Origin of the sequence: Leucobacter chromiiresistens (assembly GCF_001477055.1) — a bacterium.
Classification (GTDB): domain Bacteria; phylum Actinomycetota; class Actinomycetes; order Actinomycetales; family Microbacteriaceae; genus Leucobacter; species Leucobacter chromiiresistens_A.
Map to the genome: position 1 here is coordinate 19,013 of NZ_LDRK01000038.1, position 12,308 is coordinate 31,320.

Annotated in this window: 10 protein-coding genes; 4 read left to right on the forward strand and 6 right to left on the reverse strand. The window is 69.4% G+C overall.

The genetic code is table 11. The features are described 5' to 3' along the window. Nucleotide 1: 1 nt before the first annotated feature. Nucleotides 2-2,668 (reverse strand): transglycosylase domain-containing protein, encoded by a 2,667-nt coding sequence (locus tag NS354_RS07325; RefSeq protein WP_058593915.1) that lies wholly within the window; start codon nt 2,666-2,668, stop codon nt 2-4. 141 nt (nt 2,669-2,809) lie between these two features. Here NS354_RS07325 and NS354_RS13380 point away from each other — a divergent pair, with 141 nt between their 5' ends. Then, nucleotides 2,810-2,983 (forward strand): DUF4177 domain-containing protein, encoded by a 174-nt coding sequence (locus tag NS354_RS13380; RefSeq protein ID WP_010154983.1) that lies wholly within the window; start codon nt 2,810-2,812, stop codon nt 2,981-2,983. 1 nt (nt 2,984) lies between these two features. Beyond that, a complete protein-coding gene (locus NS354_RS07330) occupies nt 2,985-3,461 on the forward strand; it encodes a RidA family protein (RefSeq protein ID WP_058593916.1) in 477 nt (158 codons plus the stop codon). 139 nt (nt 3,462-3,600) lie between these two features. Here the strand turns inward: NS354_RS07330 and acs are convergent, their stop codons facing one another. Further along, nucleotides 3,601-5,589, reverse strand: a complete 1,989-nt coding sequence (acs, locus tag NS354_RS07335; protein WP_193750728.1) for an acetate--CoA ligase — start codon at nt 5,587-5,589, stop codon at nt 3,601-3,603. A gap of 322 nt (nt 5,590-5,911) precedes the next feature. On the opposite strand from acs, the gene NS354_RS07340 reads away from it, so the two are divergent. Together NS354_RS07340 and NS354_RS07345 are read left to right on the forward strand one after the other, a co-directional pair. Continuing rightward, a complete protein-coding gene (locus NS354_RS07340; protein WP_058593917.1) occupies nt 5,912-6,934 on the forward strand; it encodes a CpaF family protein in 1,023 nt (340 codons plus the stop codon). Nucleotides 6,935-6,937: 3 nt separating this feature from the next. Next, nucleotides 6,938-7,891, forward strand: coding sequence for a type II secretion system F family protein (locus tag NS354_RS07345; protein ID WP_058593918.1), 954 nt, complete (start codon nt 6,938-6,940; stop codon nt 7,889-7,891). Nucleotides 7,892-7,941: 50 nt separating this feature from the next. Here NS354_RS07345 and NS354_RS07350 read toward each other — a convergent pair whose 3' ends face one another. From NS354_RS07350 to NS354_RS07365, 4 genes are read right to left on the reverse strand one after another with little or no spacing between them, the layout of a single operon-like run. Then, on the reverse strand, nt 7,942-8,742 hold the full coding sequence (locus tag NS354_RS07350; protein ID WP_058593919.1) for an ABC transporter ATP-binding protein: 801 nt from the start codon (nt 8,740-8,742) through the stop codon (nt 7,942-7,944). Then, a complete protein-coding gene (locus tag NS354_RS07355) occupies nt 8,739-9,803 on the reverse strand; it encodes a FecCD family ABC transporter permease (protein ID WP_058593934.1) in 1,065 nt (354 codons plus the stop codon). The genes NS354_RS07350 and NS354_RS07355 overlap by 4 nt, the downstream gene beginning before the upstream one ends. Before the next feature lie 5 nt (nt 9,804-9,808). Continuing rightward, complete coding sequence (locus tag NS354_RS07360; protein WP_241490413.1) at nt 9,809-10,831, reverse strand: FecCD family ABC transporter permease; 1,023 nt, start codon at nt 10,829-10,831, stop codon at nt 9,809-9,811. A 51-nt stretch (nt 10,832-10,882) separates the two neighbouring features. Further along, complete coding sequence (locus tag NS354_RS07365; RefSeq protein WP_058593921.1) at nt 10,883-11,914, reverse strand: iron-siderophore ABC transporter substrate-binding protein; 1,032 nt, start codon at nt 11,912-11,914, stop codon at nt 10,883-10,885. Nucleotides 11,915-12,308: the final 394 nt, after the last annotated feature.

Sequence of the window (12,308 nt, forward strand, 5' to 3'; positions counted from 1 at the left end):
CTCAATCCTTCTTGCTGCAGGCCAGGGTGAGCGTGACGGTGTCGCTGCGGTTCGCTTCGCTGCCACTGTCGGGGCTCACCGAGACCACCTTGTTCGACTTGGGGTTCGAACTGCTGCCCGTGCCGCAGGCGAACTCCACGCTGCCGAAGCCGGCCCCGTTCAACGCCGACTTCGCGTTGTTGCCCGTCTGGCCGACGAGCCCGTCCGGAATCTTCGAGGCCTTGCCGTTGCTGCGGTAGAGCGTCACGCCCGCACCGAGACCGGCCGACGCGCCCGCCTCCGGGTCCGTGCGGGCCGCGCGGCCCTCGGCCTCGCTGGAGTCGACCTCGCCGCCGTCGCTCACCGAGAAGCCGAGCTGCGTCAGCATGCCCGTCGCCTCCTCGAACGTCTTGCCCTTCACGTCGGGCACGGTGACCATCGTCTGGCGGATCGCGGCCTCATCGGGCTGCGGGAACGGATCCCCGCCGTACTTCGCGTCGGCGGTGTTCATGATCGCGGGCCAGATCGTCTGGTCCGCGTACATGAGGTTGCCGAAGCCCATCGTCGAGACGCGGGCGCAGCTGTCGGGGTTGTTCGGGTCGGAGCAGTACGGGTCGGCGTTGCCCACCCACGTCGCGGTCGCGACCTTCGTGCTCGCCCCGACGGTCCAGTTGTCGATGACGTCGTCGGTGGTACCCGTCTTCGCGAGGTGCGGTACACCGGTCGACGACAGCGCGTGGTCCGCGAGACCGCGGGTCACCGCGTTCTCGAGCGCGAAGGCGACACCGGCGGCCACCTCGGGCGCGATGGCCTGCGAGCACTCGCTCTTCGTGAAGGGCACCTGATTGCCCGCGTCGTCGACGATCGACTCGATCGGCACGGGCGTGCAGACGGTGCCGTCGCCGGCGAACGCGCCGTACGCCGCGGCCATCGTGATGGGGGCGATCTCGTCGACGCCGCCATACGTGTTCGAGGGCACCATCGAGAGGTCGCGCGGGCTGTTGGTCAGCGTGGGCACCTTCGTCTTGCCGAGCTGATCCGGTGCGGCCATTCCCTGATCGATCTCCTCCTGCGACCACACGGGCAGGTCGGAGGCGCGGTGGATGCCGAGCGCGCGGGCCGTCTCGAAGGTGCCGCACAGATCCATCTTCTGCTGCATCGAGACGATACCGCCGTTGATGGAGTTCGCGATCGTCGTCAGCACCGACTGGTTGCCCTTGATGCCCTCGTTGTCGTTCGAGAAGTCGAACGTGCCGTAGCTGTAGACGCCGTCGGGCATGCAGCTCGCCTGGAACGACTGCAGGGGCACGCCCTTGCGGCTGTTCACGTTGACGATGTCGCGCACCGAATGCCCGGTGCGGATCCATTCGGCGAGGGTGATCGGCTTGAACGTCGATCCGACCTGGAAGCCGCTGGAGCCGCCGAGCTCCTCATCCGTGTTGTAGTTCACGGTGGTGTACTCGGGGTGCTCCTTCAAGAACGACTCGGCGTTGTTGAACGGCCGGTTCTGCACCATGGCGCGCACCTTGCCGGTGCCCACCTCGACGCTGCTCGACGCCGAACCGACCTTGATGCCCTCCATGAGCGCGGGCACCGTGTTGCGGGTCGCCTCGTTGCCGGCCGCCTGCATGTCGAGGTCGATCGTCGTGTAGATCTTGTACCCGCCGCGGCTGAAGTTGAACTCGCGCTCGGTGGGGGTGTCGCCGAAGTTGGGGTCGGCCTTGATGTACCGCTGCACGTAGTCGCAGAACGCTCCGAGCCCGTGGTTCTGCTCGGCGACGTTGCAGCCCTGCACGCGCGGGGTGATGTTCGGGGTGACGGCTGTCGCGACGGCCTCGTCGTGCTGCGCCTCGGTGATCTTCCCGTGGCTGAGCATGCTGTCGAGGATCTTGTTGCGGCGCTCCGTGTTCGCCGGAATGTTCTCCTCGACGTCGATCTGCAGCTCCGACGGGTTGTTCACGATCGCGACGAGGCTCGCGGACTCCGCGAGCGTCAGGTCGGCCGAGGTCTTGCCGTAGTAGTACTTCGCCGCCGACTCGATGCCGTAGATCTGACGGCCGAACAGCGCGATGTTCAGGTACCCGAGCAGGATCTCGTCCTTCGGGTACTTCTTCTCGATGGAGATCGCGTACTTCATCTCCTTGAGCTTGCGATCCACATCCTGGCGCATCGCATCCTCGTAGGCCTCCTTCTGCGCCTCCTTGTCGGGGATCGCGATGGCCTCCTGGATGAGCACGTTGCGCACGTACTGCATGGTGATGGTCGAGGCGCCCGAGAGGTTCTGGCCCGCCGCGTTCTGCAGCACCGCTCGCGCCGTCGCGAGCACGTCGACTCCGCCGTGGGTGTAGAAGCGCGGATCCTCCTCGGCGACCGCGGCATCCTTCACGAACTGCGGAATCTGATCCCAGCTCAGCGTCTCGCGATCCTGATCGTAGAACGTCGCGATCTCGATCTGCTTGCCGTCGTTCGCCGTCGCGTAGATCGTCGACGGCTCCGCGAGCTTGCCGGGATCGAGATGGTCGGGGAGGCTCTCGAAGATGCCGACCGCCGATTTCGTGGCGGTGCCGCTCAGGGCCACGACCGGAGTCACCGCTGCGGTGAGGAGCACGCCGGCGATCACGCTCATGGCGAGCGCGCCGAGGAGCCCCGCGAGGGCCCCTCCTGCGGTGCGCGGTTTCTGCGAGCGCACGCGCGAAGACTGAGATGTCTGACGGGTCATAGAATCAAGGGTAAGCGACGTAGCTGACAAAACAGCAACGCGCCCGTCCGCGCTGCGTCGACGCCGATCGTCGGCATGCGCGCAAGAACGCCAACCGAGGGAGATCCGCACGTGAGTGAATCCACCGAAGCCGCCCCGACCTGGGAGTACTTCGTGACGCCCCTGCTGCTGCACAACGAGGCGCAGATTCTGAACAACTGGGGCTCCCAGGGCTGGGAGCTCGTGCAGATCATCGAGGGGCCCGCCGGCGGCAACGTCGCATACATGAAGAAGAGGAAGGCCTGACATGTCATCTGTGATCGAGGATCGGCTGCGCGAACTGGGGCACGAGGTTCCCGAGGTTCCGGCCGCCGTCGCCGCCTATGTGCCGGCGCTGCGCGACGGCGACTACGTCTACACCGCCGGTCAGCTCCCGTTCGTGAACGGCGCACTGCCCGAGACGGGCAAGGTGGGCGCCGGCGACGGGCTCGTGTCGCCCGAGCGGGCCGAGGAGCTCGCGCAGCTCTGCGCGCTGAACGCCCTCGCGGCGGCCCGCGGCGTGATCGGGTCGCTCGACAAGATCTCGCAGGTCGTGAAGGTGACCGCCTTCATCGCGTCAGACCCGTCGTTCACCGGCCAGCCCGCCGTGGCGAACGGAGCCTCGATGTTCCTGGGCCGCGTGTTCGGCGACCTCGGCATCCACGTGCGCTCCGCCGTCGGCGTCGCGGTGCTCCCGCTCGACGCCCCCGTCGAGATCGAGTTCGTCTTCAAGATCGAGGAGTGACGGGCAGCGCGCAGCGCTGACGCCGCGACCGCGCCGGCGTCCGCCCGCGCCGCGTCGACACGGCAGAGGCCGGGCACCCCATCCGGGTGCCCGGCCTCCGCCGTGCGAGCGGCGTGCGACTCGGCGCCGCGCCGCCCGATCAGGCGCCGCGTTCGCTGCGCACGCGATCCGAGATCGTCTGCATCACCGCGGTGTCGGCGAGCGTGGTCGTATCGCCCACATCGCGTCCCTCCGCGGCGTCCTTCAGGAGCCGGCGCATGATCTTGCCCGAGCGGGTCTTCGGCAGCTCGGAGACGATGAAGATCTGCCGGGGCCGTGCGATCGCCCCGATCTGCGCGGCGACGTGCTTCTTCAGCTCGGGCTCCGCGTCCTCGAGCGACAGGATGCTCTGCTGCGTCTTCAGGATCACGAACGCGACCACGGCCTGACCGGTCGTCTCATCGTCCGCGCCGACGACCGCCGACTCGGCGACGGCGTGGTGCTCGACCAGCGCCGACTCGATCTCCGCGGTGGAGAGGCGGTGGCCCGACACGTTCATGACGTCGTCGACGCGGCCCAGCAGCCAGACATCGCCGTCGTCGTCGAGCCGGGCGCCGTCGCCGGCGAAGTAGCGGTCGCCGAACTTCGCCCAGTACGTGTCGATGAACCGCTGATCGTCGCCCCAGATGGTGCGCACCATCGACGGCCAGGGGCGCTGCACCACCAGCAGGCCGCCCTGCCCGTTGTCCACGGGCTCGCCGTCCTCCCCGACGACCGCCACCGAGATGCCCGGCTGCGGCACCTGCGCGCTGCCCGGCTTCAAGTGCGTGAGGCCGGGCAGCGGCGAGATCATGATCGCGCCCGTCTCGGTCTGCCACCAGGTGTCGACGATGGGCGCCGAACCGGCGCCGATGACCTCCCGGTACCAGCGCCAGGCCTCCGGGTTGATCGGTTCGCCGACCGAGCCGAGCACGCGGATCGACGAGAGATCGTACTGCTCGGGCACCTGGCGGCCGACCTTCATGCAGGCGCGGATCGCGGTCGGCGCGGTGTAGAAGATCGTGACGCCGTACTTCTGGATGATGGACCACCAGCGCCCCCAGTCGGGCGTCTCGGGGGTGCCCTCGTAGATGACCTGCGTCGCGCCGTTCGCGAGCGGCCCGTAGACGACGTAGCTGTGTCCCGTGATCCAGCCGATGTCGGCCGTGCACCAGTACACGTCGGTCTCGGGTTTCAGATCGAACACGTCGCGGTGCGTGGTGGAGACCTGGGTCAGATAGCCGCCGGAGGTGTGGAGGATGCCCTTCGGCTTGCCGGTGGTTCCCGAGGTGTAGAGGATGAAGAGCGGGTTCTCGGCCGGGAAGCCCTGGGGCTCGTGCTCGCCGTCGAACGCCGTGATCTCGCGGTGCCACCACAGGTCGCGATCCTCGTCGAAGGCCACCTCGTTGCCGGCGCGCTCGACGACCAGCACTCGGGTGACGGTGCTGCCGCCGCCGTTGAGCGCGAGCGCATCGTCGACCGTGGGCTTCAGTGCCGAGACGCGGCCCTTGCGCCACCCGCCGTCGGCCGTGATCACGAGCCGCGCCTCCGCGTCGTCGATGCGGGCGCGGAGGCTCTCCGCACTGAACCCGCCGAACACGACGGAGTGCGCGGCGCCCAGCCGCGCGACGGCGAGCATCGCGATGACGGTCTCGGGGATCATCGGCATGTAGATGGCGACGCGGTCGCCCGCCTCGACGCCGAGGCTCGTGAGCATGTTCGCGGCCCGCTTCACCTCGTGGGTGAGCTCTGCGTAGGTGAGGGTGCGGGTGTCGCCCGGTTCGCCCTCGAAGTGCAGTGCGACGCGGTCGCCGTTGCCGGCGGCGACGTGACGGTCGAGGCAGTTCGCCGCGACGTTCAGCTCGCCGTCCTGGAACCACTTCGCGAACGGCGGGTTCGTCCAGTCGAGCACCTCGGTGAACGGTCTCGTCCACTGCAGGTTCTGCGCCTGCTCCGCCCAGTACCCCTCGGGATCCTGTGCGGCCCTCCAGTAGACGGACGAGTCGGCGACATTCGCCTGGTCGCGGAACTCGGGACTCGGAGCATAGGTCTCCGGGGTCGCTCCCTCGGGGAGGTGGTGGCTTTCGATACTGCCGGTCTGATCGCTCATTGACGCCCTTATCTTCGATCGATTTCCGGGGCGATCGCTCGCACCCGGCCCCCTTCAGTCGCGCACGGGGTCCGTAACACTCCCGAAACGCAGATCCAGGCTATACCTTCTGTGCGGCTCGCTTCACGTCGGGCCCCGATCGCGGTGGGTCGCGGGGTGGCGGAAGTCGCGGGGTCGCGGGAGTCGCGGGGTGGCTGGCGTCGCGGTGCCGTGCCGTTCAGACGTCCGCTCACATCGTCGGGGATCGCGGCGGGCCGCCGCGTTGCGCACAGATTCCGCGACGCGTCCCCGCGAGGCGGGGCGTGCCTGCTCGAATGGCCGCATGGCTCCAGACGAGAACACGGATCACCCGCCGTCGAGCGGCTCGGCGCACGCGGTCGCCAGCCGATCCGCCGCGCTCAGCCGTGCGGCGAGGCGCTCGTTCGGCGGGCTCCTGCCCCTGCTCGACGACCCCGAGCTGCGGGACCTCGTGGTGCAGGTGCGCGAGGGGGTCGGCCGGTTGTGGCTCGATCGCACCGGCTCCCTCCACGAGGTGCGCGAGTGGCGGGCGGAGCCCGACGCCGTGCATCGACTCGCCACCGGCCTGATCGCTGCGGGCGGGCGGCACCTCGATGAGCTGCACCCCTGCGCGGACGTGCGGCTGGGCGACGGAATGCGCGTGCACGCGGTGCTGCCCCCGATCGCAGTCGGGGGCGCCGCAGTCTCGATCCGGCTGCCGCGCATCTCGCCCCCGAGCTTCGACGAACTCGTCGCGGCAGGCCTGTGCGCGGCGCGCACCGCCTCGATGCTGCGCGAACTGATCGTCGACCGCCGCAACGTGCTCATCACGGGAGGCACGGGGAGCGGCAAGACCACGGTGCTCGCAGCTCTGCTCGACCTCGCACCGCCGCACGAGCGCATCCTGACGATCGAGGACGTCGCCGAGCTGAGACTGCGGCACCGCCACTCGGTCGCCCTGGAGACGCGCCAGGCGAGCGCCGAGGGCATCGGCGAGGTGTCGATCGACCGTCTGCTGCGCGAGGCGCTGCGCATGCGCCCCGATCGCATCGTGCTCGGCGAATGTCGGGGTGCTGAGATCTCGACACTGCTCGCCGCGCTCAACACGGGACACGACGGTGGGGCCGGCACGCTCCACGCGAGCCGCTTGGAGGAGGTTCCGGCTCGCCTCGAAGCCCTCGGAGCGCTCGCCGGGTGGACGCCCGAGGCGCTCGCCCGGCAGGCGGTCGGGGCGCTCCACGCCGTCGTGCAGGTCGAGCGCACCCGTCGCGGCCCGCGAGTGCGTGCGATCGGGGCACTCGAACTGACCGACGATCGGCTGCTGGGCGTGCGCAGGGTGGTGGCCTAGCGCATGGGTGCGAGCCTCGGCGAACGACTGCGCGCACGGGTTCCCGGCCTCACGCCGGCTGCGGCCGCGGAGCAGCGCTCCGAGGCGGCGGTGGCCGCAGAGCGCGCCGCGGCGCTGCTGCGCGGGGGAGTGCCTGCTGCTCGAGCCGTCGCCCTGATCTCCGCGGACGCATCGCCGACCTCCGCGACCGGCATCATCGGCGGGCGAGTCGCCGACGGCGTCCCGATCCCCTCCGCGCTCGCCGCCGCGGAGGAGCCGGAATGGCGGGTGCTCGCGGTCGCGTGGCGCATCGCCGAGGTCTGCGGAGCGCCCCTCGCCCCCGCACTGCAGCGCATCGCGGAGGCCCTGCGCGAACTGGATCAGATGCGCGCACGCCGGTCGGTGCTGCTGGCGGGGCCGCGAGCGACGGTGCGGATGGTGGCGGCCCTGCCGATCCTGGCACTGCTCCTCGGCCTGCTGCTCGGCTTCGACCCGGTGCCGGTGCTGATCGGCCCTGCGGGAGCGGTGATCGCCGCGGTCGGCGCCGGGCTGCTCGGCATCGGGGTGCACTGGTCGCGCCTGCTGCAGCGCCGCGCGGCGCGCGAGGACACGATCGCGGGGCTGCCGAGCGAACTGCTCTGGGTAGCGCTCGGAGGCGGCGCACCGCCCGTCGTCGCGATGCGGATCGTGGTGGACCGCGTCGACGAGTTCGGGGCGGAGTGGGTGCCGTTCGGCGGCTTCTGCGCCGGAAGCCCGCTGCTCGCGACGGTCGCCGCCGCCGAGTCCGCCGGGGTGCCGATGCGCCCGCTGCTGCTGGAGCAGGCCGATGCGGAGCGCGCCGCCGCCGCCGCGCGCCTCGAGCGCGAGGCGGAGCGTCTCGGCGTGCGGGTGCTGCTGCCCCTCGGGGTCTGCGTGCTGCCGTCGTTCATCGTGCTCGGGGTGCTCCCCGTCGTGCTGTCGATGTTCGGGGCCGTGTGACGCGCTTCCCAGCTCAGGCGAGCACGGATGAGGGGCGTTGTGCGCGCTGCTCAGCCGACATGGTGCCTCCCGATGGGCGTCACCAGCGGCTTGCCCGAAACCGGGTCCGCGGTGACCCGGTTGGCGAGGCCGAACACCTCTTCGACGTGCTCGACGGTCACCACCTCCTGCGGAGTGCCGGTGATGTGCACGCGGCCGTTCTTCATGGCGACGAGCCGATCGGAGTACCGTGCTGCAAGATTGAGGTCGTGCAGCACCATGACGATCGTCGTGCCGTGCGCAGCGTTCAGATCGGTGAGCAGATCGAGCACTTCGACCTGGTGCGCGACATCGAGGAAGGTCGTGGGCTCATCGAGCAGGAGAACGTCGGTCTCCTGAGCCAGTGCCATAGCGATCCACACGCGTTGACGCTGCCCTCCCGAGAGCTCGTCCACGCTCCGATCCGCCAGCTCTGCGATTCCGGTCGCCTCGAGCGCGTCGGCCACCACCTCGTAGTCGCGCGGGCTCCACCGCGAGAACATCGTCTGGTGAGGGTGCCGACCGCGCCCCACGAGGTCGGCCACCGCGATGCCCTCGGGAGCGACGGGCGATTGCGGCAGCAGCCCGATGATCCGCGCCACCTCCTTCGTGGGTCTCGCGTGCACCGAGGCGCCGTCGAGCACGATCTGTCCTGAGGAGGGCCTGAGCAGGCGGGCGAGCGAGCGCAGGAGCGTCGACTTGCCGCAGCCGTTGGCTCCGACGATGGTGGTGATGCGGCCCGGAGCGATGTCGAGATCCAGGTCTCGAACAACGGTGCGATCGCCGTATCCGAGGGTGACGGCATTCGCCTGCAGCGCGTGCGCTTCGGTCACAGTGAGCCTCCCGAGCGGTTGGTGCGGATGAGGAGATAGATCAGATAGGGAGCTCCGAGCACGCCCGTGATCACGCCCACCGGGTAGCGCTCTCCGAAGGCGAACTGGCCGATGAGGTCGCTGCTCAGCACCAGCGCGGCACCCACGAGGGCAGTCGGCGCCAGCAGATTCGCTCCCGGGCCGGTGAGCCGAGCCGCGATGGGGCCGGCCATGAACGCGACGAACGCGATCGGTCCGGTGGCCGCGGTCGCACAGGCCAGGAGCGTCACCGCGCCGAGGATGAGGAGCACACGGGTCGGGTTCACGCGAACCCCGAGGCCGGCGGCCGAGTCGTCGCCCAGGCGGAGCGCGCCGAGTGCGCGACCCTGCGAGAGCATCAGAGGAACGATGCAGATCACAGCGAGGAGGAGGGGCGCTGCACGCTCCCACGACGCATTGTTCAGGCTGCCGGCGAGCCACTGCATGGCCGTCTGGATATCCCAGGCCGCGGCGCGCGACAGCAGGTAGGAGATGATGCTCTGCAGCATCGCCGCGATCCCGATCCCGATGAGGATGAGTCGGGTGCCGGCGAAGCCGCCCTTCATCGACAAGAGGTAGATCGCACCCGCTGTGAGCAGAGCACCGCCGAGTGCCAGCAGAGAGACCAGCGGCCCGTCTGCGGAGAGCACGATGATGCCGATGACGGCAGCGGCCCCGGCGCCATTCGAGACGCCGATGATGTCGGGCGACGCGAGCGGGTTGCGCAGCAGCGTCTGGAAGGTCACACCGGCGATGCCGAACGACCCGCCGGCCAGGATGGCGAGCACGGCGCGCGGCAGTCGCAGCTCTCCGACCGTGAACGAGGCCCCCGGGACCGTTTCGCCGAAGAGCACTCGGACGACCTCGTCCAGCGGGTAGAACGTGTTCCCGACCATGAGGGCGACGGTGAAGAGGGCGACGAGCAGCGCACCGAGCAGGATCGTCACTCTCGCGTGACGTCTGCGCCGCGATCGACGACCGGAGATGATCGCGGCCGTGCTGTCGCAGGGCGGGGCCTCGTGCAGGCGGGCGGTCCGGCTCATCGCGTTCACAGTTCTCGAACTCTCTGGCGCCGCACGATCCAGATGAAGAACGGTGCGCCGATGATCGCAGTGATGATGCCGACCTGGATCTCCTCCGAGCCCGGCGACACGACCCGGCCGATGATGTCGCTCGCCAGGAGCAGCCCCGCGCCGGCCAGAGCGGAGAAGGGGAGCAGCCAGCGATGATCGGTGCCGATCAGCAACCGGCAGGCGTGCGGGATGACGAGGCCCACGAATCCGATCGGTCCGGCGATCGCCGTCGCAGCACCCGCGAGGATCACCGCCCCGAGTGCCGAGACCAGGCGCGTGCGGAAGACCTGCTCGCCGAGCCCGCGGGCCATCTCGTCGCCGAGCGCGAGGGAGTTCATCCCTTTCGCGCTCGCGAAGCAGATCAGCGCTCCCAGAGCGAGCACCGGCGCCGTGATCGCGATCCGGGGCCACTCCGCACCGCCGACACCGCCGATCTGCCACGACTGGAATGCGGGCAGGGCGTCGACGCGCGGCAGCATCACGGCGCTGATCAGCGAGGCGAACGCCGCCGACGTCGCAGCTCCCGCCAGGGCGAGCTTCAGCGGAGTCGCGCCGCCGCGGCCGAGCGAACCCACGGTGTACACGAATGCCGCGGCGAGGGCGGCCCCGACGATCGCGAGCGTCATCTGGCCGTAGGGATTCCTGATGCTGAAGAAGGCGATCCCGCAGACCACGGCGAGCGATGCTCCATTGGAGACGCCGAGGATGCCGGGATCCGCTACTGGATTGCGCGTGACGGCCTGCATCGTCGCACCCGAGAGCGCGAGGCTCGCGCCGACGAGCAGCGCGAGCACCGTGCGCGGAATCCGCTTGATCACGGCAGCCTGCGCAAGCGTGTCGTCGTGACCTCCGAGCGCGGCGACGATGTCGCCGAACCCGACCTCACGGACGCCGAAGCTCACCGAGAGCGCGCACAGCACGACCAGTACGGCGGAACCGACGAGCAGCCAAGAGGCGCGGGCCCATGCCGGTCGCTGCAGACTCGCGACGACCGGCATGGGTGAGATGAGAGCGGACACCATGTCAGAGCGAGAACCCGACGCCGAGCGTCACTGCTCGAGCGGAGCTGCGAGCATCCCGAGGTAGTCGTCGAGCCCCCAGGGAATCGACAGCGGAGACGGGTTGGCGGAGGCGGCGATCGGCGTCGCATCCGGCAGGATCGCGATGCGTCCCTCGGCGATCGCGGGAATCTTCGACAGCAGCGGGTCGGCCTGGAGGGTGGCGATCAGCGAGTCGTCGCCGTACGTCACGAACACATCGACATCGGAGAACTTATCGGCGTCCTCCGCACTCGCGGTGAGATAGAACTCCTCGCTGTCCGCGTTCTCCTCGACGATCGAGGGGAGCGGCAGGCCGAGATCGTCGTGCAGATAGCCGGGGCGCGTGTCGGCCGCCGTGTAGTAGCCCACCTGGCTGAGATCGGAGGGGTCGATGTAGGCGAACAGGATCTTCTTGTCCTTCAGGACGCTGTGCGCTTCGAGCGCTGCGTCCGCGTCGGAATCGAGCTGCTCGATCAGGGCATCGCCTTCGGCGCCGAGGCCGAGAGCCGCGGAGTTCATCTCGATCATCTCGTCGACCGGAGTGCCCCAGGCGACGTCGGGGTAGGCCACGACGGGAGCGATCTTCGAGAGCGTGTCGTACTCCTCGCGGGTCAGCCCGGAGTATGCCGCGAGAATGACGTCGGGCTGCGTGTCTGCCACGGCTTCGTAGTCGATGCCGTCGGTCTCGTCGAAGAGGGCGGGCTCATCGGCTCCGAGCTCGTCGAGCTTCTCCTCGACCCACGGCAGAATCCCGTTGTCGTCATCATCGCCCCAGGTCGCCTTGCTCATGCCGACGGGCACGATGCCGAGGGCGAGCGGAACCTCGTGATTCGCCCACGCGATGCTGGCGACGCGCTCGGGCTTCTCGGTGATCGTCGTCTCGCCGTAGGCGTGCTCGATCGTGACGGGGAAGGCGCTGTCGTCAGCGGGATTGCCCGCTGCGGATGAGGCGGGGTCGGAGGAGGAGGGGCTGCAAGCGGTGAGCCCGATTGCGAGGGCCGCGGCGACGCCGGCGGCGGCGAGGAGACGGGAAGTGCGCACAAGCGCTCCCTTCGTGTGGGAGTAGGGTCATGGCGCCGAAAAGCGCCAGCGGCTGAGAAGGCCTCCGTCAATCTAGCAGAAAGTTAGGCAAGCCTCATCTAGATCAGTTCATTCGCTGCGGTGCCGGTGTGCTACGGGTGCGGCGCGAACTGCGCGCCCGTGCCCACGGCGCGACTGCCGAGGATCCGGGAGTCGCGTGCATTCTCCACAGGCAGTGAACCACGCGCGTCGTCCGGACTTCTCCACAGTTCTCGGTTGCCGGGCGCTGCGCCTTGCTGCATTCGGTGAGGATGAGTGCACCGGCGACCGCCGGGGCCGTGCGAGGTCAAGGAGAGTTCCGATGCAGCCCACACTTCAGCTCGTGTCCGACCGAGGAATGACATCCGAGCGCACC

What these genes read in the sequence shown, in the direction of transcription:
- NS354_RS07330 (WP_058593916.1), top strand. Translation starts at nt 2,985, where the DNA reads ATGTCATCTGTGATCGAGGATCGGCTGCGCGAACTGGGGCACGAGGTT.
- acs (WP_193750728.1), bottom strand. Translation starts at nt 5,589, where the DNA reads ATGAGCGATCAGACCGGCAGTATCGAAAGCCACCACCTCCCCGAGGGA.
- NS354_RS07340 (WP_058593917.1), top strand. Translation starts at nt 5,912, where the DNA reads ATGGCTCCAGACGAGAACACGGATCACCCGCCGTCGAGCGGCTCGGCG.
- NS354_RS07345 (WP_058593918.1), top strand. Translation starts at nt 6,938, where the DNA reads ATGGGTGCGAGCCTCGGCGAACGACTGCGCGCACGGGTTCCCGGCCTC.
- NS354_RS07355 (WP_058593934.1), bottom strand. Translation starts at nt 9,803, where the DNA reads ATGAGCCGGACCGCCCGCCTGCACGAGGCCCCGCCCTGCGACAGCACG.
- NS354_RS07360 (WP_241490413.1), bottom strand. Translation starts at nt 10,831, where the DNA reads ATGCCGGTCGTCGCGAGTCTGCAGCGACCGGCATGGGCCCGCGCCTCT.